This window comes from Fictibacillus sp. 26RED30, from assembly GCF_015903845.1.
Taxonomy (GTDB): Bacteria; Bacillota; Bacilli; order Bacillales; family Fictibacillaceae; genus Fictibacillus; species Fictibacillus phosphorivorans.
This window is the reverse complement of the sequence record NZ_JACZDV010000001.1, coordinates 1376302-1401873: the sequence shown is the minus strand read 5'-3', so window position 1 is coordinate 1401873 and position 25572 is coordinate 1376302. Positions and strand designations below refer to the sequence as shown.

The window sequence follows — 25572 nt, the reverse complement described above, 5'->3', positions numbered from 1 at the left end:
ATACGCGGAGAAACCTTGCAATGATTACCATTTTTTTCAATAGCGTATCTTCACACGAAAAAAGAAGCTATTCAAAGAATCAGCTTCTCATAGTTTTAGATTGGATTCATATCACATTATTTAACTAACTTATACATCAACACATCATCCACATACTCGTCGTTGCTAAACTTAAACTCTCTTATCTTTCGCCCTTCCTCTATGAATCCAAGTTTTTTATACAATTCTATTGCCCTAGTATTGGTAGAGAACGTCGCTAACGTAACCTTTTCAATGACCGGATGTTTTTCGGCCCAAGATAATAGCTCGTGAATCAATAGCTTGCCAATCCCTTTATTTCTAAATTCTTTACGAAGCATGATGGCAAATGAGCCAGTGTGGTGCATTCTCATTCTTTCTTGTGACCGAAAAACGATCCATCCAACCACATTGTTTTCATATTCTGCCACAAGCATCGTCTCACGTTCATGCTCAAGAATGTTTCGTATCCATTCTTCATGATCTTCTGTTGCCTTATTAAATTCTTTAGATACCGCAATAAAATAATTCTGTTCAGAAATTACTTCACGTTGAATCTGAAGAATAGCTTCTGCATCCTCAACACGGACAGTCCTGATGTTTGATTTCATTTCTTGTTTAGTCGACATCGTGTTAACCTCTTTTTCTTAAATAATTATGAGTTGATGACATGATTCTCATTCATGATGGAATGAACAATATGGATAGAATCCCACTCACCGCGAGAAAATTTGATGATAGGGAATCTTCTAGGAAACAGTTTTTGACGAATTTCTTCAGGGCTATCCCCTTTATGATGTAATGTTAATACTTGATTCTGTATACCTAATAGGTAGTCGAGCTTTCGTTGTAGTGCCCTTCTTCCGTCTGGAATAAAACCTGCATGATTACAAAACACTTCCTGAAAATCATATGTTAAAACACGTTCCAATGATTGAATAATGGACGGTATGCTCTCTTCTTCGAGAACCACTTTAGTCTTTTCCATTACATATAGGTCACCTGTGAAAAGCTGCCCTGTCTCACGGTTAAGAAATGCATGATGATCCATTGCATGACCAGGAGTAGGTATTACATGCCAACGTGCATTCCTAGATTGAAATTCACTTGGCATCATTTGCGCATGAAATGGTTTTCTTCTTCCCCAAAAGAACTGCCTATATATGGGGTAATGTGCTCGTTTACCGCAATAATCAATTGTTTTTTCATCTAAATAGATTGGGACTTTCTTCGTTTTTTCAATATAACTAGCACAACCTGTATGATCTTCGTGAAAGTGCGTTATGAATACGTGATCGAAATCAGCTTGATCAATAAAAGGTTTGAAGTATTGATGTAAAGATTGCGCGCCAGTATCAATTAATACACCATCAACAAGAAAACTATATACATTCAGAGAGACGCCTTGAAAACGCACCTGTCCATTTAGATAAGTAACATTGTGAATGTCTCCAGATTGAGATGATTTTTTTAAAAACAAAACTTCCAACTCCTCGCACTCTCTTTTTCTATCGTTACTATTTAGACTCTATGAACTTTAATTCCATAAAAGCCATTATAGTCCTTCCACCCTCATAATCATGTTTTCATTAAACGAAACAATAAGGTATCCACTACAGTGTCAGATTATTGGGAAAATTGATGAAAAAGATGTCACTTAATGCTACCCTCTAGCACGGAATTTTCCCAAGTTTTATTTTTCCATTTTATGTTAGATTTAAATTACAAGTCTTATAGAAAGGAGTTTTCCATGAACGTCGGAACTAGAGAGCCCATCACACAGTCACTCGAGCGGTGGCATACAGCCATTCGGACAAATGACATACAACAATCAGAGAGTATACATAACGAGATTAAGAGTGAGATCTCACAGATCAAAGACCCGTCTACACAATTGTATTATCAATTGTTAAACAGCCGTTACTTGATCCTGAAGAAAGAGCTAACTTCTGCACACGCCATTTTAGATACGCTAAATGATGTTCATTTAAATCGAACAGATATTTTTGGGTACTATATGAACTTAATTACCGGAATGCTATTAACAGCTGAAGGAAATTATGAAGTAGCAGAATTGCGTTTTATCAGGGCATTTAACTTATTAAATGTATTAAGCAGCATGACGGATGATATCGTGCGAGCAGACTTTTATCATAAAGCTGCTGTTCTGTATTATCACATTCGTCAGCCACTCACTGCTCTGGATTATGCAAACGAAGCTTTGAAAACGTTATCTGAAGCGGAAGATTTCGAACTGCTTCAATCCGGTTGTGAAAATATTCTGGGTCTTGCTTCTCTATCTTTGAAACAATATGGGAAAGCAGAAGAACATTTTCTGTGCGCACTTGATCTCGCTAAACGCATTGATCAGTCATATACTTCACTGATCAAATACAATATTGGTTATCTGTATGCTGAACAAAACATGTCCGAACTGGCAGTACGCTATTTGTTAGAGGTATTTGAAGAAGAAGAAGCCTTTTATAAGACACACTTCTTATTGTCTCGAGAATTCTATCGATTGAATATTGAAGAAAAAGCGATACCTTTCTACAATAAAGGAATCGAGCTCGCGAATGAAGAATATTTGCATCACTTCAAAATTCTGAACGCCTTAAATCAGGCAACAGATATAAACGAGCTTGAACGTATTGTTAAAGAAGGAAATGACTATTTTAAACAACACGAACTCTTTGGTTTCGTAGAAGATTATGCTGGAGAACTTGCACAGGTCTTCTTCAACAAAGAGAACCACAATAAAGCTAGTTATTATTTTAAAGAGTCTTACGAAGCAAAACGCGCTTTACAAAAAAAGGAGGCACTAAAATGAAAAAATTCGCTGCAGGTATTATCATCACTTCACTAGCACTAACGGCTATATTTGTTGGACTATCCACAAATTCAGTTGAGCAAGCTGAGCATGGCAGAACGTTCTCCCTTTCTCAAAAATTATAAAACAAGCTGTTAACAAAAAAACGATCAGAGGTTTTCTGATCGTTTTTTTGTGTTGCCGAAATGGGAATGAAAAGCATCTTAATTCAAAACCCTAGAGTAGTTCAATCACTTAAGATTTTTAGTCATTTTAAAATTAATTAAGGAAACACCTTTGCGTACTACACTTTGAGGACAAACTACTTGGTAGCCTCGCTGTTCAAAGAAAGGTTTAGCTGTAATACTGGCATAAGTATCCAAACACACTAAATCTAATTTCCTTGCTTCAGATTCTATCAAATTAACTAATGTCGTAGCTATACCTTGCCGTTGGTAATGCTTATGAACATACAGTCTATCTAAATGTCCACTATATGTTAAATCGCAAAAGCCAACAATTTTATCCTTATTCTTAGCTACAAAAGTTATGTTTTGACTCAATGATTCCTTCCACGATTCCACTTTAGATTCTAATTCATCAAAGGATACCCAAGCATACAACTCTAGTGAAGAATAATCTTTGGCATTTACGGTATGTACAGTTTCATAAAACAGATTGATGATCTCCTCTGTATCAGTTTCCTTGTATTTTACAATTTTCAATTTCATCTACACACCTCTGTGGGGTAAACGTTATTCCTTTATTCACAATTCCTTAATCCAAACCGTTCCCATAGTGCCAATCCATGTAAGGAAAGGTATGGATAGACTTATTAACGCATCATACCATATAATTACTTTATCTCTTCTTTTTAATATCCTATCAGTAATAAAATACAAGACAGCGGCCATTAGACTATACCAAAGCAAGATTAACCCGAAAATCATATGCAATGCGCCAGAAATAATGAGTTCTGCGTTTTTATTTTCAGATTTAGTTGAAATAAATTCACCAACTTTATCACTAATTACAGAAGTTATTACACCATAGATTAATATTGCGGGAAAACTATACATCATATAAACAGGGATTATTCCAATACTAGCAAATACATAACTTAGAACTGAATTGAATCATTCATCTCCAAAGGGATTAGGCATAGAGAACCCTAAAATGATGGCATAAATCGTACCTGACAAAGAAGCCGCTACTAATTTTCTTTGTAAAATAACTTTTGTCTCCTCTTCCATTGAAAATTTTACTGCGCAACATCACTTAGATGGTAGTTTAATTGTAAATGTTGTTCCTTTTTTCAACTCGCTATGAATTGTAATTTTTCCTCCCATCTGTTTTACAATTTGGTGGCAAACAGTTAAACCCAGTCCTGTTCCTTTTTCTTTAGTAGAGTAATACGGACTGCCTAGTTTTTTTAATTGTTCTTTAGACATGCCTACGCCGTTATCTTTAATTTCGATACAAACAAAATTGTTTATATCTTTATAGGCCAATATCCTAATTTCGCCTTTCGACTTAATTGCTTCAATAGCATTCTTGATGATGTTGATCAATACTTGTTGAATCTCCAATTTAAGTCCTTCAATTTTAAGAGAGGATTCTACGTGTTGGGCAATATGTATACTGTTCAAAATGGCATAAGAGTGCATCACATCAATTGATTGTTGAATAGTTGATGTGAGATCGATGGTTTCATATTGATCTGTTTGAGGTTTAGCCAACGCCAAATACTGATTGATAATTTCCTGTGCCCGATCCAATTCTTCAATCGAGATACTTATGTACATCTGCTGTTCCTTCGTTAAATCTTCTTTTTGCATAAGTTGCATAAACCCTCGTACGGAAGTCATGGGGTTTCTAATTTCGTGAGCAACTGAAGCAGCAAGCTGACTGACGACATTCATTTTTTCCGTTCGAAGAAGCTCTTGTCTCAATTCCATCTGCTCTTTCATATTCTCAATTAAGTGCACAACTGCAATTAACGTTGCCAATACGATAAGCGAAGAACTCAACTCGAAAAAGAGTTCCTGCTCATCCCCATTTATTAGTAGTGAGATTCCTCTAGTAATGGGTATCAATGAATAGAATAAACTAATTACGGTAACCTTGCCTTTGATACCGTAGCGATGAAAAAGCTTTGTAATGGGCAATAACAATAAGCAGAGCACCATGTAGTTTCCTAGCAAAATAGCTAGATTCTGATCAGTGAAGTAACCCACCATAATAAGTGCTAAAAGACTCGAAAACCCCACCCTTTTTCCTCCGTATAAGAAGGACAAAATAATAGCAACCGATTTAAAGTCGTACTTATAGATTTCAGAATAAACGACTGGCTGACTCATCGTGAAAACTAAAATGATCAGCATAAGCAGAAAGAACTTCGAAGTAATTCGTTTTCGTTCGTCATCTCTTTCATTAAAGAATACTTGATAAATAAGGATGGTAAAAAGTATGAAGACCACGTGTAAGCACATGCTTTGGATAGACTCTAACATTCTGTTCCCTACTTCCTAAATTTACCTGACTAACATGATTTTCGACAACTTTTAAGCATATCCTTGTCAAAAAGACGAATTTTCTAGGTATTAGTATCTATTACTTCATAATAAAAAGCACTTCTCCCGCTAAGAAGAAATGCTCTAATATATAATCATCAGCATTAGAAAGCTCTACTGTATACCTGCCCCTTAAAACGCATTGCGTCCTCAGCTCGAACTCGCTGACTCTCACTTAATTCTGTTAGATCGGCCCATCTTAGGGCAGAGTGTTCGGAGCTAAGAACGATCTCGTCATCATCTGAAATCACACATCGGAATATTGCTGCATGTGTGTTAATTGAACGGTGATAATACAACCCTGTTAAAACAGGATCGATTACATTAATCCCAAGCTCTTCTCTACACTCACGAAACAATGCCTGATGTATCGTTTCACCAGGGTCGACAGCACCTCCAGGCAAACTCCAACCTTTGTTACCGTAAGTTCGTTTTAACAAAAGCACCTTATTCTCTGCATTAAATACCATAGCATGAGAACCAAATCGAAACGTATCATGAATTCCCAAGGTAATCCCTCTTCTACTTAAAATGTATTGCGAGTTATATTCTACTTAAGAACACAGATATCCTTCCTTAGCTAATGAGTTTAAGTCCAACTGCGGCACTGAGTACCATTGCCATAAAAAGAATTCTTAATCCGTTTTTTGATTCACCATAAAACAAAATTCCTACGAGTCCAGAACCTACTGTACCGATCCCTGTCCAGATTGCATACGCTGTACCCATAGGCAAAGATTGCATAGCGAGACTCAACAGAAGAAAACTGCTGCTGAACCCTAGAACAAGAACAAGAAAAGATAGGATGTTTCTCTTCTTAGCAACAAGGTTCATGCCTGTTACACCAACTACTTCAAATAGACCTGCAAACACCAGAAAGATCCAGCCCATTATTGAACCCCTCCTTCTGATATCGGTTCACCTGTCACTAATTTAAGTCCCATTACTCCTACTAGAAGAACGAGAATGAGTATAATTTTCAGTATTCTAAACGGTTCACCGAATACAAGCATTTCCATCAAAACTGTTCCACTTGCTCCTAATCCCGTGAATACGGCATACACTGTACCTACAGGAAGATGTTTGGTTGCTAAGATGAGTAGCGAAAAGGAAAAGATAATAGCGATCGTTGTTCCCGACCACGTCAAAAAATCATAAGAATGCTTTAAGCCGATTACCCAACACACTTCAAACACTGAACCTATTAATACATAAGCCCAAGCACGATTCATTACAATTCACCACTTTCTATACTAATACCACGCCAGAACACGGACCACGATTGTTTAGACCTTTTTTGCAGACGTTCTGGAATACCATAGATTAATTCAACTAGAAGTCCGTCTAACATTGTAAGAAATGCTAGAGCTGCAGTTTCCGGAGTAACATCGTGTCTCAACTCATCCGAATATTGTTCAAAAAGTGCAGTAAATAAACTTTCCAAACGATCAACAAACTTATTACTTCCAGCTTTTATCACTTCTTCATGCTTCACTGGCGGATAAAAAGACGTTCGCATAAAAAATTTCATATTATTGTTTTTCTCAAATCGCTCTAAATACTCCGTTAAAAATTTGGACAAAACTTCTCTTAATTGAAGAGATTCCTGATCTTCAATAAATTGTTTTACAAAATCAATTTCACAGTCTGTTGCTTCATGAAACGTTTGTATATAGAGATCATCCTTACTCTTAAAGTGAGTGTAGATCGATTGTTTTTTTATTCCCACTTCGTTTGCGATTACAGATAAAGAAGCACCTTCATACCCTAGTTGGGCAAACTGAATGAGTGCAGTTTGTTTCAATTGATCATATGTCATTGTTTAACCACCTTCCGAACGGTCGTAAGGTAATCTTATCACACTATTTTTTGAAGTCAACATATCGAAATGACTTAATCTTGTATCAACCCATCCAAAATGTGGTATCATTATTTTTGGTAAAATAATGAAAACAGGAAGAAGTGCGGTACATGGAGACTCCAAAAAGTAAAACTTTTATAGATAAATTGGATTATGGAATTCTATTTATACTCTTCTTACTAGCAATTATTAGCTTTATGTTCATATATAGCGGCCAACAGTCTGGTCAATATAACGGTAATTTTGTTCCTAAACAGATTTTCTGGTACACCTTAAGTACCATTTTAATGCTAGCTATAGCGCGCTTAGATTTTGAGCAGCTTAAAAGAATGTCTTGGTATTTTTATGGCATCGTATTATTTTTTATTGTGATGTTAATTTTCGCACCAGAAAGTATAGCAAAACCGATTAACGGCTCAAAAGCGTGGTATCAATTACCTTTTCTTGGCTCTTTTCAGCCATCTGAATTCATGAAGATTGCTTTGATCTTAGTTCTTAGTAATATCGTTGAATCACATAATTATCAATATATTCAACGTACGATTAAATCGGATCTGTATCTCATCTACAAAATGGGACTAGCTAGTCTTGCCCCGATTGTATTTGTCGCCATCCAGCCCGATTCCGGAATGATTATGCTCTACCTATCCATCATTCTGTCCATCATCTTCATATCAGGTGTTAGCTGGAAGATTATTTTGACCGTTATTTCACTGCCATCTATCGTCATAACAGCATTAATCGTCATCTATTTTAAATTTAATGACTTTTTTCAGACGAAACTGCTCGTCTTACTTCTTCCTCACCAAAGAAGTAGAATAAATGGCTGGTTAAATCCATTTGAATACACAGACCAAGGGTATCAAACGAAACAAGCCATTACAGCGATCGGTTCAGGTTGGTATTCTGGTAAAGGCTGGATGGAAGGTATCATGTATGTACCTGAAGCACATACAGACTTCATCTTTTCCATTATTGGCGAAGATACTGGTTTTCTAGGGACATCCATCGTAGTCAGTCTGTTTTTCTTATTAATCTACAAAATTGTGATATTAGGTGTGAAGTCAAACTATTCTTTTGGCGGATATATGTGTTCAGGGATAATTGGACTTCTTTCTTTTCAAATCTTTCAGAATGTGGGAATGAATATAGGGTTGTTGCCGGTAACAGGAGTCACCCTCCCGTTCTTAAGTTATGGAGGGAGTTCGTTATTATCCAATATGATGTTAATGGGGATCGTACTTGGAGTAAGTGTGCAAACGAATCGTTATATGTTTGAGATTGATCAATAAGATATATAAACAACGACGAGTAGAATTAATCTAGTCGTCGTTGTTTTTGAGATATTCTTCGTAATATTTGTTACTATCTGTAGACAAGATAGCGAATGAGGGTTTCGAGTGGTCCATTCAGCTGATATTTTTCCAAGAGAGAAGCCATGTATATACCCGTTAACCATATCAAAAAGGCAAGCCCAGTCACACTAATGATGCTTAATTCTCCTCCTAAACCAAAAGCGGCTGGTGATAGTAAGAGCACTAATAATGTTTCGTTCAAGACGTAAAATGTAAGCGAGCGTTTTCCTAGAGCAATGAGTGAATTTGTTAAGAGACCCTGCTTTTTAATTTGGCTGCCAAACAGCCCAAATAACGCTGCATATCCAAAACCACCTGCAATACCTGTAATAATTTGAAAGCCGTAAATGTTTCCTGCTGTAAATAAACTTGGTTTCCATACTTCATCAATCAGTACTAATGGGATCGAACCTATTAACGATATTGAGATTCCCACTAAAGTAATCATTTTTAATTCTCTTGTATATTTATGTGACTCTGTTAAAAGTCGTATTCTTCCCATCCAAATCCCTATAAGTACAGAAGGAAGGATTGGGAAAAGGAAATGAATAAGAACAGGAATAGTCGGAAAATAGATGATAGTTTCCAAAAACAACTGACTATATGACTGATCTGAAGAAAATTCATTGCCAAATCCGTAACTACCTATTTCCTTTAGGAAAAAGCCCCAAATGACCGGTATATAAAGAATAAAGACTATGGTCAAAGAAACAGTAACCTTTGCTAAGACCTTGTTATTATACATAAGTAGTCTACTCGTGAGTAAACCAGCAATTCCATAAGCCATTAAAATATCTTGCCCACCAACAACTACTGCTAATACGATTCCAAACAAGATTAAATATAATGAGCGTCGGTTAATCGTCTTCCTTGCTATGTTGGACGACTTTCCTTTCGATAATTGACTTTCGTACATCATGACCATTCCATAACCAAACAACACTGCAAATAATGGCCGTGCACGATTATCAATAAAAAGCTCACCTGCGGAATTAAAAATACTCTCAAGAGCACTCAAACTATCAGGACGACTCATGACTCCTGGATCAGATTCATATAAAAATAAAGGAGCATGAGCCAAAACGATCAATAAAAGCATAAATCCTCTTGCTACATCCAAGGAGATCGCTCTCTTTTTTTCCGCATTAGATTGGGTATGTGGATTCATTTTTTCCAAACCCTACTTTCTAATATTTATTCCACCTTATATCTTTCTTTAACGATTCCGGATCCAATTCCTCCACCAACCATGAATAGCAAAGGTCCAAAGTTCCACAGAAATTTCCCTCCAGGCAATGAAGAATCTACATTTGTAAATTTATTAAGACCTAGAAATCCTAGTTTAATGATTAACAAGCTAACACCGAGTAAGAACACTACATCAAACAGAAACTTTAATTTAGGATGAGCTAGTTGTTTACTATCTTTTATCACTTTCTCTTTTAGTTCTTCATCCGTTCTAAGTAATTCATCAATCGTTACTTCAAACAGATCACTTAGCTTTATGATAACTTCAATGCTCGGATAATTTTGTCCGTTCTCCCATTTTGAAACAGATTGCCTGCTCACAAACAGCTTTTCTGCTAATTCTTCCTGAGACCAGCCTCTCGCCTTCCTCACGCTTTTCAATTTCTCACCAAAAACCATCGATAGTAGCCACCTTTTTGTATGTATAGACTCATTATTGTGAATTTATGGTCAAAAAGTAAAGATAACTTTAGTTGCATAGATGCGCAACTCCTAGTTGCATAGTGAAATCTCCCTGTTTATGGCCGAAAAGATGTGAATATCGCATTCTTAATCCATACCACACGGGGTATGTTTACACTTAATTCTAGAAGTTTTGGAAATAATTCTAGAAATTTCGGATATATTCCGGCGAGTTTTTAACATATATCTGCGAGTCGACATTTCTGACAACAACACACTTCTATAATACCCTCACATCATTATGCGAACAAACATAATAAAAAGCACTCCTCCATTTGAAGAAGTGCTAACCAACCTACTCACTTGTTTGAAGTATCTCAGTTACTTTAACCGATTCTTTCAATTTAGGACTACCCGCGTTATCCGCAAATCCAAAAATACTAAACAACACAATCGTCATACCAAGTAAGAATTTCTTGTTTATTTTCATCTTTTCACCGCGTCCAGTTCAATTGTCGCTTTAAACAGATCACCATCAACGTCGATGTCCATGCTGCCCTCATGAAGATCTACAATGGATTTTGCGATGGCGAGACCGAGGCCAGAGCCATCTGTATGACGTGATGTGTCTCCGCGTTTGAATCGTTCAAATAATTCTTCAAAGTTACCGCCTAGTTCGTACTTCGAGACATTCTTGAATGAAACGACGACCTTTTGATTTTCTTCTGTAACGGATATATATACTCTTGTATTGTCCATAGAATACTTTAAGACGTTGCCGATCAAATTCTCAAATACACGCCACATTTTTTGACCATCCACATGAGCCAAGATCGGATCATTAGGAGTTGCTACTCTAAAAGTTAGTGACGATTCTTTAATGGTTTCACTGTATTCAGCCATGGCTTGTTGGAGCAACTGGACGATATCTATTTTATCTTTAATCAGTTCCAGATTCCCGCTAGCCATCTTAGATACTTCAAACAGATCGTCAATCAGAACCTTTAGACGCTTCGACTTGCGATCTATAATTTCTAAATAAGCATTTTGATCCTCTTTTGTTACTTCTTGTGACTTTAAGAGTTCCGTATACGTAATGATTGATGTCAAAGGAGTTCTTAGGTCATGACTGACATTCGTGATCAGCTCCGTTTTGAGCCTCTCACTTTTTGCTTCAGCTCGTTTTGAAGTTTTCACACCGTGCTTGAGTAAGTTTAAGTTTCCAGCTAAAATGGCTAGTGCTGATTTTCCCTTGTGAGGAAGATCTTGTTCCATTTGTCCTGCCGCAAGCTCATTCGTATGCTGGATGATTCTGTTAAAGTACCCGATTCTTTTAAAAAGGTAGATTAACACAGGTACAGTAAAGAATAAAAACAGGATGAAATAAACGATGAAAGCCATGGGATGAAAGAATACGACTGCAGCACCGAAACCTGACAAGAAAATAACGATAAGTAGCAGCATGATTTGTATTGCAACACTTCTATTGTAAAAAGCGTCAGAAATTAATCGGTGAAACCATTGGGCTGACTTTGAGATAAACGCATCTCGATATAACTGTTTGTTTCTCACATCACGGTAGATCCAAGTCGTTTGGATAAGAGTGATACTCACCATAAGCGCTGTGACCAAAAATTCGAATAGACCGTCACTATACATGAATGAGAATACCAAATTATCATAGTTTTGTGCGTTCATAACAATTGCCATGATTGCAAAAAACAAACTTAACAATAAGAAACCTAACCGAATATCAATAGGCACTTTGCGATAAATCTTTACTTTGTCTGATGAAGTAACCATCTGTAGTGGATGAAGTCTTCTGCCCCATAAAAACACAAGGAATAGAATCACAATACTGCAGATTGATATCATGTAAAACACCGTTTGTCTCTTCTCAAAATCATCTACTTGTTTTTGTAACCAACTTCCTTGTCCAGGAAGAGTAATGATGCCCTGAAGTGTTTTTGACTTTTGAGGAAAATATTCGTAATGATATTCTATGAAAGTATCTGGCCCACTAATACGTAGGTTGCCGTTTTCGGATGATGAAGAGTATTCTTTTGTGAACAAATTTGATTGACCTTTAAGATCTTCAGGACGATCTGCTGTCGGGAGATTTGTATACACATCTTTTGTATTCATATCCACCAAATAGTAGTTGAAACCCAAAAGGTTAGGATCATAATCAGAAATATAACTTTGTCTTTCTTTAACAAGTGTCTCTACTTCTTTTTCTTTTTCCTTCACGATCTTAGCTTTGATATGATCGTCACTTTTGAAGTTCTCCATGATATCTTTAACTTTTGCATCTCTTTGTTCTTCATAAAGTTTAACAACATCATCGTTCTTAGCAGCCTTCGCTTCATCAATCTGGTCTTCATACTGACTTTTGATATCGGCTATTTGCTCTGATAGACTTCCATAGCGCGTGCGATGTTCTTCAATCTCTTCTTTAGAAACTTTTATATTGTCCTTAAGCTCATCTTCAGAAAGATAATTGATTTCAGAAATACTTATATAATTGATAAATTCCTCAAATTGTGAGTTGAATTCTTCTGTTTGAAAATAATCCTTTTTAAAATACCAATGACCATTTTCTAAGATCGAAATGATTCCACTTAACCCAAAAGTCAACAACATGATCCAAACAACCCACTTGCTTCTATTTTTCCATTTTGTATCCAATTCCCCATACCACCTTTAAATATCTAGGATTTTTCGGATCGATCTCAATCTTTTCTCTAATCTTTCGGATATGAACAGCCACTGTGTTTTCAGCATTGTAACTTGGTTCTTTCCAAACTCGCTCATATATGTCATTAATGGAAAAAACTCTTCCAGGATAAGACATGAGCAACTCCACAATCTTGTATTCGATCGGAGTTAATTTTACTGAGTCCCCGTTTATGGCGACTTCCTTTGCTTCCTTATCAAGTGTTAAACCATTCAGATTAACTAGATTTGTCTTTCCCTCATATGTACCAAGAGTCACATAACGCCTTAGCTGTGATTTAACACGAGCGATCAGTTCTAAAGGATTGAACGGCTTTGTTACATAATCATCAGCACCGATCTGCAGTCCAAGTACTTTATCTGTATCTTCACTCTTTGCACTTAAGATAATAATCGGTATGTTTTTTTGTTCTCGTATTTTAAAGGTGGTCGAGATACCATCTAATTTTGGCATCATAATATCCATGACAATTAGATGGATCGGATGTTCGTCTAATTTCTCTATTGCTTCAATGCCATCTCCAGCTTGAACAACTGTGATTCCTTCATTTTTCAGATAGATCTCTATCGCATCTCGAATTTCTTTTTCATCATCTACAACAAGTACGTTAAATTCATTCATTTTCTCACACTCCCTTCTGCATTATAGCATGGCATATATTTGAAATTATCTTTATTCTACACAGCAATCCTTTACATTTAGTTAGCAAAAATCTTAAGACTTTCTTAAGACTCACAAGGTTCCATTATTCAAAAGATAGGCAAACAAAAAAGCGCAATTCTATTTAAAGAAATGCACTCTCTTTTAAAACACTATTAGTTTTGAGCTTCACTGTATCTTTTAAAATTATCCATGAAGGCTTGCCATCCAGCTTCTTGCATCTCAACTGGATTCGTCGCTTCGGCTTCAAATGTTTCAACGACTTTCGTCACATTTTCTAAACCGACAAAAGTAATCGTAACTTTTCTTCCATCATCTAGCGTATAAGCAATATATTCATTTGTTTTGACTTCATCATACTTCCCGCTAAAATCAAATCCAAAGCTGCCATCTTTTGCTTCCATTCTGGTAAGAAACCTTCCGCCATCTCTCAAATCGTTTTCCGCTTTTGGTGCGTGCCACTCGTCAGAAGCAAAGCTCCAACCTGTAATATGCTGTGGTTCCGTCCAATATTTCCAAACTTCTGCAACTGGTTTGTTCACGGTTGTTTCCACCGTGATGGTTACTTTATTGCTTGTTTCCATAACATAAACCACCTTTCCGTCTCTCACTTTTTATAGTTTATACCCCATTCTAATTACCTGATGCTCAAACCTATTTCAACAAAAAGATGCATTTCCCTGCTTCAAGAAATGCATCAAAAACGAAAGTTCCTAACGTATAGATGATCTTTTATTATTCAATGGCTTTCTTAGCTTCTACATACTTTGCATTAGCAAGGTTATTAATCTGTGAAAGATAATCTTCTAACTTAATTTCACCTTTAATCGATGCTTCAAGAAGACTATGAATATTTGCGTTTGGTTGCTCTGAAATACTTACCCCTGTTGGAGCTTCCCACCGTGACTGAACGTAGCCAGGTACTGCTTTTACAGGTTCAATGATAGCATTATCCAAGTTATCAAACGATGAACGAACGCCAGGAAGGTCTTGTAGTTCAAAATAGGCATCCAGCACATCTTGATCTGTTGTAACCGGCACACCATTTAGTACTTTCCCTTTTTCTGCAGCAATATCAATTCGTTTCAGATATCCTTCTTTTCCAAACGACATCCATTTTGAAAAGATATAAGCTTCTTTTGGGTGTTTCGTATTTTTTGATATTCCCATATAATCATTTGCGACAACGGTTCTTCCGCCGGGAATTCCAATAAAATCATAATCAAAATCAAGGTTTTCCTCAAAAGCAGTCAATGCCCATGTACCATCCCAGATTACACCCATATTTCCTGATGCCCAAACCTCTCCTGCATTACTTCCATCGAAATTACTTTTTTGTTCCTCTGTTAACGATTCATAAGCATAATCGTTCGTAACGATATCTTTTGCTATTTTTTGACCTTCTTTGAATTCAGTGCTGTCCAAATGATATCCTTCTTCAGTGTAAGTATACCAACCAAGTGTCTTACTTACTGCTGCAGGATACCAGTCAAGGATTGCCATTGGGTTATTAATACCCACCTTGCCTTTACTGATATTTGTTATACGTTTTACAGAATCAACGAACTCATTTATGTTTGCACCACTTTCTGGCGCATCCAAATTAGCGTCATTAAACATGTCTTTATTAACGTAATATCCTAAAAATTGCTGGCCTGCTGGTAGTGCGAATAGAGTGTCACCGTATGTTGCAGCCTTTCTTACAGCCTCAGGGACTTTTGCAAGATCAGCATCATCAGCTGACAATTTAGAAAGATCTAATAACCAGTCATTTGCTACACCTGGAGGAATTTCAGACAGCATGAATACATCAGGCATTTCATTTGCGCTTGCCGCAGCTGCTAACCCATCATTCCATTTATCATTAGGTATCGACTCAACTAATTTTATCTCGATGTTTGAATATTTTTCTTCAAACGCTTTGATCATGAGTCTTTCTATATTTTGTTCTTTTTCTGTCCCTAATCCCCAACTTGCATAAGAAATGGTTACCTTTTTGCCGTCCGCATCATTACTTTTTCCATCTTCGCTCGATGCGTTACATCCAAACAACATTGTAATCATTAAAATACTTATGGCTAATTTAAGACCTTTCATGAACACACCTCATTTCTAGTATTCTTCTTAAACGATTAACTTAATTGCTCCTGATTTATTTTGTAATCGCTTACATTTTCAGTTTTAGGTATAGGGTGAAGCATTGTTGATTTAGACATTTTAATAACTTCATCAGCCGTCACTTCTCGCTCTAATGAATCTGATAAGTAGATTCCTTCACTGATTAACATTGTTTGAAGTGCAATCTCAGCGGTCGGCAGCAGTTCCACTCTTCCTTGAAGCGCGGCGATCCAATGATCTTGTGAGGAGTCATAGGCATCCGGATTCTCTTGAAGTTGATGCCATCTATAATTCGCCGCACCTAGATCGAATGTAGCATCCATATCCATGTCACTCATCGTAGTATGATAGCTTAATGGCGTGTTTATTCCGTTTACTTGTCCGTGAAGGGATAGTCCACCTTTATTCCCTACTAAACTGCTTCCTCCCAATCCATTCAAATGAATCGCCCAGGATTCGATAATATCAAGTGTTAGACCCCCATCGAACCGAACAAATCCTAAACCAAGCTCTTCAACATCAAATCCACTTATCATTTTACGTTTTTCATCCATATCCATTTCTTGATACGTTTTACCTGTAATTGTTTTAACAGAAGGTATATTCATTAAATACAGCAATTGGGATATTCGATATACACCCATATCAAACAACGCTCCACCTGATGCCTTCTCTTTTTGATTAAATTCTTTCGTACCATATCCGTCAACAAACGGTCTACCTCGTCTTCTAAATCCGGTAGAACGAGCATGATACAGTCTGCCAAGCTTTCCTTCATCTATTAACATCTTTGCGGCTTTCGTTTCGATCCCATAGAGAAAGCTTAGTTGAACATGCAGTTGTTTACCGCATTCTTTTGCAGTATCAATCATTTTCTTACCATCCTTGTAAGAGCCTGCAATCGGTTTTTCACAGTATACATGCTTACCAGCTCTTAATGCTTCGATCGTAATCCCCGCATGTAAATTATTATGCAGACAAACATCAACTGCATCCAGATCTTCACGTGCTAACAGCTCTCGATAATCACTGTACGTGTCAGGAATATTGAACTTTTCCGCTACTTGTTTGAGTTCAATTTCATCAATATCACATGCGGCAACGATTTCTGCACCAGATATCTTTTCATAGTTTTCTAGATGAACTTTACCAATCATGCCAACGCCAATAATACCGATTCGCACTTTTTTCATAACCTTATACCTCTACTTTCTTGTGCTCGGCAGATATTAGATTTCTCCACGTATTACGAGCGGTAGCTAATTGCCATTCCACTTGACTGTATTCATTTTCTCCTGAGTGATGTTCGATGCCAAGATATCCTTGATACCCAACATCTTGCAGAATCTTGATCTTCTCTTCACAGTCAGGTATGACCCAAGCTGCTAAATGTGTATGAAAGGCATATTTTGCACAAAGTCGATCGCCGTTCTCTTTATCCACATCCCAATTATCAAAGTGCAGAAGGATACCAAATGAAGGATGATCAACTGCCTCATAAACTTTTTTAATGTTTTCAGGATCCCTTGATGCTCCCCAATGGTTTTCAGGCCCTACTTTAAAACCGCCATTCTGTGCTATTTTTGCATATTCTTGATAACGGTTCACTGTATACTCAAATTGTTCATCTGTCATTTTCAAATCTCTTCCACCCATATCGATTCTAACGGTACGTGCTCCTAAAATTTCAGCAGCTCGCAGATTTTTTAGAGCGTTCTGGTACCACTGCTCTTTAGCATTTGGATCTGGGTCCCATACCTCTGCACAGTCAACGCAAAGATTGGCAAGGGATAATTCCTTCTCATCCATCGCTTCTTTTATTTTCATGAGATAATCCTCATCATAACTAGTTAACATCATGTTCCAAATATCAGCTGAGTTCAGGTGATAACGATATTTGACACTTTCTAAATATCCAAAAAGATCTATTTTCCCTTGATTAAATAAGCCATTAAATGAATACGAAGCAACTGTATATTTCATAATGCCCTCCCGTTTAATTCAAGATTCTTGTAAAATGGAATTTGGATAATTCAAAACTCAATTTAAAAAATACCTTATACTACTTACCTTTCAGATTCACCTGAACAGTTAATGGTTTATTAACGCACGTAAATGTATTCGCCTCACCCCGCTTGATTATAGATATTTTCTGATTATTTTGATAATATCAATATTGAAGCTACTAATGGAATTAACAAAACCCTATCCATTTGTATAATTCACCAGTAATTTTTTCATTGGAGTTGAATATATGGAAATTCAAGGCGTTTATCATGACGTTAATCCTACTTGGAGGATCGGAAAAGACCGTGGATGCGCAACACTTGTTTATGTTACACAAGGTAAAGTGATGTATTGGATCGATGGAGTCAGTGTGGAATTGGTTAAAGGTGAGATCCTGTATATTCCATCTGGTGTAGATCGCGCATGGGAAAACCACGCCGATGAGAGTCACCAAAAATACACAGTGGTTTTTTTATGGGAAAGTGAAAATCTGCGGAAAATCTTGCACTATACAACTAAGAATGAGATGTATCGTTATAAGACTTTTAACACCCCTTATTTTGAACAAAGATTTTCATCACTTTTTACACAAATCCTGTTGAAGAAACCTTATTTTGAATGGATGGCAAGGTGTATATTGTCAGAATTACTCACTCAAATCGCGCAAGAATCATCTGAAGTAAGAACGGCTCCTTCAAAAGAGCGGATTGCAAACGAGATACAAGAATTTATTCTCCGCAACTTTAGAAGTAATATAACCATTGATGACTTGAGTTCACTTGCAGGTGTAACCCCTAACTACGTATCAGGGATCTTTAAGGAAGTAGTGGGAAGTACACCCATACAATACTTACACCAATTAAGAATTAACACATCCTTACATCTACTACAAAATACACAGATGACAATCAGTGAAATCGCTGAATATCTTGGGTACTGTGATCAATCGTATTTTAATAGGATGTTTAAAAAATGGATGGGGGTAACGCCGAGCAAGTATAATCATCATTACGTAATAAGTTGAAAAACGTATTCTGGTCTGCAAATGGTTAGGGTAAACTCCAGAGAGATTTTTTCAAATAAAAAAAGCATGACTCTGACATCATGCTTTCGATCGTTACTCACGCCAAAATTTCGTATATTCTGCTTTGTCCTGTATATTAAACGCTATTATATCCTCAAGCAGCTTATAATTCACTTCATCTTTCCAGCGAATACGAAACAAGCCCTTTGTTGAGCTATAACCAGACTCTTTGATACTCTCGGCAAACCGCACCATAGCTATTTCTTCAGGAGCAATGCTCATGTGTTGCTTTGCCATTGAGATACCGATTATAAATGTGCCATGATCGGTATACATCGGTGTGTTCCACTTGAATTGCGGTTCTAGATTAGGAAATTTTTGAGAGATCCACTCCAAAACCTCCTCCATTCGGTGTCTATGATCGGGGTTATCAATTCCAGCTAGGTATTGCGAAAAGATTTCCATGTAATATCTCCTTATCACTGATAAAATTTACAGAGTCTCATTACTTAACAGTTTATATGAAGATTCCTTGATAGTAAAACGCCTGTCTATTGGTTATCTGTAAAGAAACATGGCTGTTGATATACATATCGACTTTTTTTTAATCGGTAGGAATAGCTGCTCACAATTGTTACAATTTTTATTTCATTAAGAAGAACAAGAATTACAACCTACGCCCTTCACACGATCCTTCACCCTTGCTGTGTATTCGTCACCACATCTCTTACATCGCCACCAAACATTATTGTATGACGTAACGGAGACATCTCTAGGTGTTTTATGAACCCCGAACATTGTACCATTACGATCTGGATGCCATTCTGCTGCAATTTCAGGATACATATTGAATAGTGATTGCTCGATTTTCACACACTCTGGACATCGCGATTTATTTTTAATTCTTTTACGAATTCTCTCTCGCCAAACATGTCCTTTTTCGCATACCCATGCCACTTCCTCGTTTGAGTTATACACGACATCATGTGGACTTTTTCCATTGTTCACTGTAGACCATTCTTTTACAAGTTCAGGGTGGATCGTCGCCAAACAGTTCTTTTCATACGCTTTTTTGTCTGAACAATACACACATACACTTTTAGGATTATGTACTCGATCAATCACGGTTTCTTCCCACTCATGTCCTCTTTTGCAAATCCACCATCTACGAGGCCAATCTTCCTTGCTGTCAACATCTGCAGTGGTTAGATTTTTATTCAGAGTAAGATGCCATTGCTGACAGAGCTCAGGATCTGCGTCTGCTAAAGTCTCTTTTGAAATCTCATCAAACTGATACGATCTTTTTAATGCTCTTTCTTCTCTTACACAATCTGAGCACTCCAAGTTCTTTTTATATCGCTCGCGAATAGTCGCTCCCCATTCATGACCTTTTGAACAGATCCACCATATGTACTCATAGCTTCCAAAACTAGTTTGGCTAGGTTCAATACCTCGATTTTTTGTAGGATGCCATTGTAATAAAAGCTTATCCGGTAACATAAGTTGCTTCAAATTTCTCAACCCTTTCTCTACAAATCCACTAATTATAAAGGACTATAATTAAACACTTACAATAGTTAATTATACCTATTAATTCAGTTTGTGAACTTGGGAAAATGATAGTTAAAAAGACCTTATAAACTAAGGTAAACAGTTGTTTTTTTCCCAACATTGGAAGGATTCTGCATCTTACTGAGATATTGACCTATACACAAATTAAAATTCATCATACACTAAAGTGCCATTAATTTAGAAAGGAAAGTTCTGATGACTAACAAAGAGCATTGCATATGTGCGTGTTTGAAAGAGATAACTAGTGGACGAAGTATAATTGTTGTTACTGATCGAGGAGGTCTTTTTAATCTAACTTTTACAGATGTTATCAATCATTGCGTTAGAGGAATTGATCCATTAGGAAGACCACAAATAATTGATTGCGAGTGTATCGCTGGAATAGATCTAAGACCAAGTACAGGTGGGAACTTAACTCTTCAATCTGAAGCAGTAATTGTTTGTAATGGTTTTATTAGTGGAACAGTTTCGTGTAATGGCATTCCATTAGCAGGAGTACCTGTTACTTTTACCGATGATGTCGCTGCTGGTTTAACATATACGCCAAATCCAGCAATCACAAACTCATTGGGAAGAATTCTTGTAGAAGTTAATATTCCAGAAGGTACCGCTGAAATTCCCGCTAATATTATTGGTACAACTGTTATAAATGGTGAGACCATTTCGGCTATAGACAATTGCATGGTCATGTGCCCTTCCTCACAATGTTCAATCGAATTAACTTCATCTGGTGAGAGCTTCGATTGTACAGGTAACGTTTTTGCAGTAGTTACTTGTGGAGGTGTGCCAGTTGAAGGTGTTACAGTAGACTTTCTAAGTGATAATCCCAACTTCACGCTCAATCCACCATCCGATGTGACTGACTCTCAAGGAGATGTCGCTGCAGGTATAAACATCGCTCCTAATACACCTTCCCAAACTGCGAATATTACAGCTTCAGCAACAGTAGGAACTCAAACATTAAGCACAACAATATTGGTTTCTGGCCAATGTGCGAATACTTGTGCTCTAACATTATCAGCAGCTTCTGAGATTGATTGTACTGGTGTACTAACTGGTACTATATTATGCGGCGGTGTACCTCAATCAGGTGTAACTGTGTCCTTTATACAGTTTCCTGAAGCTGTTGCTACTATTCCTGCAGCAACCACAGATGCTTCAGGAAATTTCACGACCAACATAACCGTTCCACCTGGTACTGCTTTAACTTCAACCATAGTGACTGGTTCAGCAACTATCGGGATTCAAACGGTCTCATCATCTATTGACATTGATTTTAGTTGTCGTGCAACAAATTGTCCATGTAAGTTCAGACTTGGTGTACGAGGATCTAGTGCCCCAGCTACTGCAAATGTAGTGAATCAAGGCGTTCCTTCAACTGTGACCGGTAGCATAAATGTAACAGCGAACCAATGTTATGGTAGAGGTGAAAGATGTGATCCGACGGTTGACAACTTTAGTATCTCATTCTCAGGAACAACGTTTACTTTCAACTTAGCTCAAGGTAGAAGAATTCGTTTCACTTGTATCGGTGAAAGAGCAGCGACTCTAGAAGGAACAGCTATTGCTACAGGATCTTCTACCATTCAAGGGCTCTTTGACGTTTTCATCGGGTTCACTCGTTCAGGCAGCACAGCAACGTGGAACATCCTTGCTACCAATCAAGCTGGCGATTCCTTCAGTACTACCTTTACATCCGGTATCTCATCAGAAACAGAGATTGAAGATTGTGATGATTAAATTCACTCTTTAATAAAGTCGAAAGCTCTTCTTCAATAGTGAAGAAGAGCTTTCTGAATTTTATACAGTCTTGTTATCAGAGTTTATTAACGCTAACTCTTCCAGAAAAGAAGGTTGCTCCCCCACCCATATCTGCTATGCGATCAGGGGTTAGAGAATTGACTAGATGTTTCGTATCTTCATCTGCTCCCCAAAGACCTTGAGTAACGGCAACACCTCGTAGAACATTATCACCAACGCTCGCTTTTAGTACACATTCTCCTTGCTCATTCCACACTCGTACCTTATCGCTATCTTTTACTCCTGCCAGATCAGCGTCAAACTGATTCATAACAATTACAGGTTCTTTTTCAAGTCGCACATGTTTGTCTTGATTTGCAAACGTTGAGTTTAAAAAATTATGGTTCGGTGCTGCAATAAATTGAAGAGGATGGTCAGAATTATTACTCAAAGGGATATATGTCGGCAGCGCTGGATAGCCGTCCTGTTTCATCTTCTCAGAATATAGTTCTATTTTTCCGCTCGGTGTTGGGAGCTTAGTTGGAAATTCCACCTCTGCCTTTACATATTGTTTTTTACTCAATACGTCAAAATTTATTCTTTGAATATAGGGATTCTCTGTTGAATCTAATGCTTGGTCAATTAGTTCTTCTTCTGTATCATCAAATGCCGTATCTGAAAAATCCATGCCTTTAGCAAGTAATCGAAACACCTCTACATTAGACTTCGATTCTCCGTAAACTTCAATCACAGGCTGTTGAAGCTGAATGTAATGGTGCCAGTACGACGTGTAAAAATCTGTATTCTCAAAAGAAGACGTAGCTGGTAATACAATGTCTGCATACAATGCCGTCTCTGTTAAAAACAAATCATGTACCACCGTAAATAGGTCTTCTCGTTCTAATCCTTTACGAACCTTATTCCCTGCAGGTGCAACCACAGCAGGATTCGTCCCATATACAAAAAGTGATTTGATGGGAGGATCTAAAGCAAGCAATGCTTCTCCAAGCAGATTCATGTTTATCACACGTGTATTCTTTTTTTGCTGCAGATCAGGTCGTTGAAGGTTAGCAGTGTTGAACGCAAGATAAGCCGAATTTCCTTTGATCGCCCCTCCACCTTTAACGGCCCATTGACCTGTTAAAGCCGGCAGACAAGATACCGTTCTCACAAACATACCGCCATTATCGTGATGCTGTGGACCGTTTCCAATCCGTAGAAACGCAGGAGACGTTTGGCCATACATCCGAGCAAGCTTTAGTATATCCTCTACAGGTATTCCCGTGATGCTTGAAACTGTAATAGGGTCATATTGTTCAACATGTTCACGGAGCTCTTCAGATCCAACGGTGTACTGTTTCAAAAATGAATGATCCACCATGTTCTCAGCAAATAGAATATGCATCAAGCCTAATGCAAGAGCCGTATCGGTTCCTGGTAAAATAGGGATGAACCAGTCTGCAAATTTAGCAGTTTGGTTTTTATGGACGTCAATGACGACAATCTTCGCTCCATTTTGTTTACGTGCTTGTTGTGCAAGTGATACTTGATGCATATTCGTACTAACAGCGTTAATACCCCAGAAAATGAACAGTTTGGAATGAACCGTATCTTCAGGATCAATTCCATAGCTGCCGCCCATCGTATACTTGTAACCGGCTGCCCCTGCTGAGTTACAGATGCTTCGATCAAGCTCTGAAGCTCCTAGTCTATGAAAAAAACGACGGTCCATTCCTTCAGCAGCAAGATTACCCATATTCCCATAAAAGCTATAAGGTAGAATGCTCTCGGCTCCGTCTTTTTGAAGCAAGTCCTTCCATCGCGCGGTGATGGTGTTAATGGCTTCATCCCAGCTTATTTGTTCAAAATGTCCTTCACCTTTCGCTCCAACACGCTTCATCGGATATTTTAAACGCTTTTCATCATATAATCGTTCAGTCATATTTCGAACTTTATTACAAATAAAGCCCTTCGTGACCGGATGGTCCGGATCACCTTCCACTTTTACAATTTTTCCGTTTTCTTTATGGAGGAGCAACCCACACTGATCGGGACAGTCTAAAGAACAGACCGATGGAAAAATACCGTTGGGACTATCTACAAAACTGGTCATATGTGTTCTCCTTTCCAAGATGTCAGATTCATTTTATTCCTTCATTTCAACATTAAATTTTCAATCTGAAATTTCAAAATCAGGGTTCCAAACGACTTCCCACAAGTGTCCATCTGGATCTTGAAAGTGACCAGAATATCCACCCCAAAACGTTTCGTGAGCTGGATCTGTTATGATGGCTCCTGCACGTTCCGCTTCTTTCATGACCTTATCAACCTCTGCTATACTTCCAACATTATGACCGAGAGTAAATTCAGTAGGGTTTGGTTTTCCACCTGAAACCTTAGACTCATGTGCCAAATCTTTGCGGTTCCAAATGGCAAGCTTTAATCCCTGTTGCAAATCAAAGAAAGCTACAGCTCCATTCTCAAACTCTTTACCTATAATACCTTTAGTCGAGAACCCTAAACCATCTCGATAAAACTGTAGCGATCTCTCTAAGTTTTCAACGCCTAACGTAATGACCGTAACTCGTGGTTTCATCGTCTCATCTCCATTGAAATTTCCTTTTATCTATAAGAATCTTGCGTTAAACATATTAAAAAAGCAGTCATTTATAAGAATGATAAACGATCCTCTTTAAGGCTTATACCATGCATTTCTGCCCATTCAGCTGTAGAGCTCCATAAGTCACCAACAAAGCTTTTTAGTTTTTGTACATCTGTATGTAAGGATAATACTTCTTTAATGTTCATTTCATAATGGTTCGGCAAACTAGGCAGTTTAAATGATTCTTCGTACATGGATCTGCTCGATAAGAATTTGTGATTGTTTTTTAATCCAACCAACATGGTTGCCCAATAGGCGATTTGGCGTGCCTCGTGTGCTGCAATGATAATGTCTGTATCCTTTAAAGTAAAGACTTTATATACATGTTCATACATATCCGCAAGAGCATCTTTCATTAAAACATTGAAATTTGTATGCAACTCAGTTTCCACAGCTAATTTTTTTAGCGAATCATATAGATTTGTCGAATCATAAATGATTTTACACGTGAACAATACATCACCTTTAACGCACCATTCATAGTCTATGCTTCTGGCTTTAGAATGAATTTTCTCAACCGTATTAAAACTAATACCGACGAACATTCCTTTATAAAAGAAAGGGTACCATTCACTTTCTTTGCCCTTTACTACCACTCGTAACTCCAAGTCAGACTGGGGACGATCGGTTCCCTTAGCTGTTGATCCTTCAACCGCGACAGAAATCAAACGTTCTCCATACTTTCTTAATAGCGTTTCAAAGATCTCATTTGCAACATGTATTCTATTCTCTGTAGTAAATTCTTGAGGTTTCCATCTAGTCATTGGTGAACTCCTTTGAAATGCT

27 protein-coding genes are annotated in these 25572 nt (G+C 37.4%); 5 read left to right on the top strand and 22 right to left on the bottom strand.

What is annotated here, in order from left to right:
• Positions 1–116 precede the first annotated feature (116 nt).
• Both IHV11_RS07235 and IHV11_RS07230 read right to left on the bottom strand, forming a co-directional pair.
• A complete protein-coding gene (locus IHV11_RS07235; RefSeq protein WP_197194177.1) occupies positions 117–647 on the bottom strand; it encodes a GNAT family N-acetyltransferase in 531 nt (176 codons plus the stop codon).
• Positions 648–673: 26 nt separating this feature from the next.
• The gene (locus IHV11_RS07230; RefSeq protein WP_197194176.1) at positions 674–1498 is read right to left on the bottom strand and encodes an MBL fold metallo-hydrolase; all 825 of its coding nucleotides are present in this window, start codon (positions 1496–1498) and stop codon (positions 674–676) included.
• A gap of 270 nt (positions 1499–1768) precedes the next feature.
• Between IHV11_RS07230 and IHV11_RS07225 the strand changes: the two genes are divergently transcribed.
• Positions 1769–2848, top strand: a complete 1080-nt coding sequence (locus IHV11_RS07225; protein ID WP_197194175.1) for a tetratricopeptide repeat protein — start codon at positions 1769–1771, stop codon at positions 2846–2848.
• Positions 2845–2973: a hypothetical protein gene (locus tag IHV11_RS21370; protein ID WP_255547278.1), complete on the top strand. Its 129-nt coding sequence runs from the start codon at positions 2845–2847 to the stop codon at positions 2971–2973. The genes IHV11_RS07225 and IHV11_RS21370 overlap by 4 nt, the downstream gene beginning before the upstream one ends.
• 105 nt (positions 2974–3078) lie before the next feature.
• On the opposite strand, the gene IHV11_RS07220 is transcribed toward IHV11_RS21370, so the two are convergent.
• The 6 genes from IHV11_RS07220 to IHV11_RS07195 all read right to left on the bottom strand — a co-directional run bounded on the left by IHV11_RS07220 (position 3079) and on the right by IHV11_RS07195 (position 7219).
• Positions 3079–3552 (bottom strand): GNAT family N-acetyltransferase, encoded by a 474-nt coding sequence (locus tag IHV11_RS07220; protein ID WP_197194940.1) that lies wholly within the window; start codon positions 3550–3552, stop codon positions 3079–3081.
• Between the two features lie 549 nt (positions 3553–4101).
• Entirely contained in the window at positions 4102–5340 is a 1239-nt protein-coding gene (locus IHV11_RS07215; RefSeq protein ID WP_197194174.1) for an ATP-binding protein, read from the bottom strand.
• A 164-nt stretch (positions 5341–5504) separates the two neighbouring features.
• Complete coding sequence (locus IHV11_RS07210) at positions 5505–5909, bottom strand: NUDIX hydrolase (protein ID WP_197194173.1); 405 nt, start codon at positions 5907–5909, stop codon at positions 5505–5507.
• Between the two features lie 67 nt (positions 5910–5976).
• Positions 5977–6291, bottom strand: coding sequence for a DMT family transporter (locus IHV11_RS07205; protein WP_137789314.1), 315 nt, complete (start codon positions 6289–6291; stop codon positions 5977–5979).
• On the bottom strand, positions 6291–6632 hold the full coding sequence (locus tag IHV11_RS07200; protein ID WP_197194172.1) for a DMT family transporter: 342 nt from the start codon (positions 6630–6632) through the stop codon (positions 6291–6293). Before IHV11_RS07200 ends, IHV11_RS07205 begins: the two co-directional genes overlap by 1 nt.
• Positions 6632–7219, bottom strand: coding sequence for a TetR/AcrR family transcriptional regulator (locus IHV11_RS07195; RefSeq protein WP_197194171.1), 588 nt, complete (start codon positions 7217–7219; stop codon positions 6632–6634). Before IHV11_RS07195 ends, IHV11_RS07200 begins: the two co-directional genes overlap by 1 nt.
• Before the next feature lie 152 nt (positions 7220–7371).
• Here IHV11_RS07195 and IHV11_RS07190 point away from each other — a divergent pair, with 152 nt between their 5' ends.
• On the top strand, positions 7372–8553 hold the full coding sequence (locus tag IHV11_RS07190; protein ID WP_197194170.1) for an FtsW/RodA/SpoVE family cell cycle protein: 1182 nt from the start codon (positions 7372–7374) through the stop codon (positions 8551–8553).
• A gap of 73 nt (positions 8554–8626) precedes the next feature.
• On the opposite strand, the gene IHV11_RS07185 is transcribed toward IHV11_RS07190, so the two are convergent.
• The 9 genes from IHV11_RS07185 to IHV11_RS07150 all read right to left on the bottom strand — a co-directional run bounded on the left by IHV11_RS07185 (position 8627) and on the right by IHV11_RS07150 (position 17764).
• Positions 8627–9784: a DUF418 domain-containing protein gene (locus IHV11_RS07185; protein ID WP_231620203.1), complete on the bottom strand. Its 1158-nt coding sequence runs from the start codon at positions 9782–9784 to the stop codon at positions 8627–8629.
• Between the two features lie 26 nt (positions 9785–9810).
• Positions 9811–10263: a helix-turn-helix domain-containing protein gene (locus IHV11_RS07180; RefSeq protein WP_197194169.1), complete on the bottom strand. Its 453-nt coding sequence runs from the start codon at positions 10261–10263 to the stop codon at positions 9811–9813.
• Positions 10264–10621: 358 nt separating this feature from the next.
• A complete protein-coding gene (locus IHV11_RS21365; protein WP_255547276.1) occupies positions 10622–10756 on the bottom strand; it encodes a hypothetical protein in 135 nt (44 codons plus the stop codon).
• Positions 10753–12954, bottom strand: a complete 2202-nt coding sequence (locus IHV11_RS07175; protein WP_197194168.1) for a histidine kinase dimerization/phospho-acceptor domain-containing protein — start codon at positions 12952–12954, stop codon at positions 10753–10755. Before IHV11_RS07175 ends, IHV11_RS21365 begins: the two co-directional genes overlap by 4 nt.
• A complete protein-coding gene (locus IHV11_RS07170) occupies positions 12932–13624 on the bottom strand; it encodes a response regulator transcription factor (RefSeq protein WP_197194167.1) in 693 nt (230 codons plus the stop codon). Before IHV11_RS07170 ends, IHV11_RS07175 begins: the two co-directional genes overlap by 23 nt.
• Positions 13625–13818: 194 nt before the next feature.
• Complete coding sequence (locus tag IHV11_RS07165; protein ID WP_197194166.1) at positions 13819–14247, bottom strand: SRPBCC family protein; 429 nt, start codon at positions 14245–14247, stop codon at positions 13819–13821.
• 151 nt (positions 14248–14398) lie between these two features.
• A complete protein-coding gene (locus IHV11_RS07160; protein WP_197194165.1) occupies positions 14399–15760 on the bottom strand; it encodes an ABC transporter substrate-binding protein in 1362 nt (453 codons plus the stop codon).
• A 35-nt stretch (positions 15761–15795) separates the two neighbouring features.
• The gene (locus IHV11_RS07155; RefSeq protein WP_197194164.1) at positions 15796–16974 is read right to left on the bottom strand and encodes a Gfo/Idh/MocA family protein; all 1179 of its coding nucleotides are present in this window, start codon (positions 16972–16974) and stop codon (positions 15796–15798) included.
• A 4-nt stretch (positions 16975–16978) separates the two neighbouring features.
• A complete protein-coding gene (locus IHV11_RS07150; RefSeq protein ID WP_197194163.1) occupies positions 16979–17764 on the bottom strand; it encodes a sugar phosphate isomerase/epimerase family protein in 786 nt (261 codons plus the stop codon).
• A 271-nt stretch (positions 17765–18035) separates the two neighbouring features.
• Here IHV11_RS07150 and IHV11_RS07145 point away from each other — a divergent pair, with 271 nt between their 5' ends.
• On the top strand, positions 18036–18812 hold the full coding sequence (locus IHV11_RS07145) for a helix-turn-helix domain-containing protein (protein WP_197194162.1): 777 nt from the start codon (positions 18036–18038) through the stop codon (positions 18810–18812).
• Between the two features lie 93 nt (positions 18813–18905).
• Here IHV11_RS07145 and IHV11_RS07140 read toward each other — a convergent pair whose 3' ends face one another.
• Both IHV11_RS07140 and IHV11_RS07135 read right to left on the bottom strand, forming a co-directional pair.
• Entirely contained in the window at positions 18906–19277 is a 372-nt protein-coding gene (locus tag IHV11_RS07140; RefSeq protein WP_197194161.1) for an iron chaperone, read from the bottom strand.
• A 186-nt stretch (positions 19278–19463) separates the two neighbouring features.
• A complete protein-coding gene (locus IHV11_RS07135; protein ID WP_197194160.1) occupies positions 19464–20324 on the bottom strand; it encodes a zinc-ribbon domain-containing protein in 861 nt (286 codons plus the stop codon).
• A 255-nt stretch (positions 20325–20579) separates the two neighbouring features.
• Here IHV11_RS07135 and IHV11_RS07130 point away from each other — a divergent pair, with 255 nt between their 5' ends.
• Positions 20580–22124: a hypothetical protein gene (locus IHV11_RS07130; RefSeq protein WP_197194159.1), complete on the top strand. Its 1545-nt coding sequence runs from the start codon at positions 20580–20582 to the stop codon at positions 22122–22124.
• A 76-nt stretch (positions 22125–22200) separates the two neighbouring features.
• Here the strand turns inward: IHV11_RS07130 and IHV11_RS07125 are convergent, their stop codons facing one another.
• From IHV11_RS07125 to IHV11_RS07115, 3 genes are all read right to left on the bottom strand, one after another.
• The gene (locus tag IHV11_RS07125) at positions 22201–24237 is read right to left on the bottom strand and encodes a molybdopterin-dependent oxidoreductase (RefSeq protein WP_197194158.1); all 2037 of its coding nucleotides are present in this window, start codon (positions 24235–24237) and stop codon (positions 22201–22203) included.
• A gap of 60 nt (positions 24238–24297) precedes the next feature.
• Positions 24298–24720, bottom strand: a complete 423-nt coding sequence (locus IHV11_RS07120) for a VOC family protein (protein WP_197194157.1) — start codon at positions 24718–24720, stop codon at positions 24298–24300.
• Positions 24721–24791: 71 nt separating this feature from the next.
• Positions 24792–25550 carry a kanamycin nucleotidyltransferase C-terminal domain-containing protein gene (locus tag IHV11_RS07115; RefSeq protein WP_197194156.1) on the bottom strand — a complete coding sequence of 253 codons (759 nt, stop codon included), beginning with the start codon at positions 25548–25550 and terminating at the stop codon, positions 24792–24794.
• Between the last annotated feature and the right edge of the window lie 22 nt (positions 25551–25572).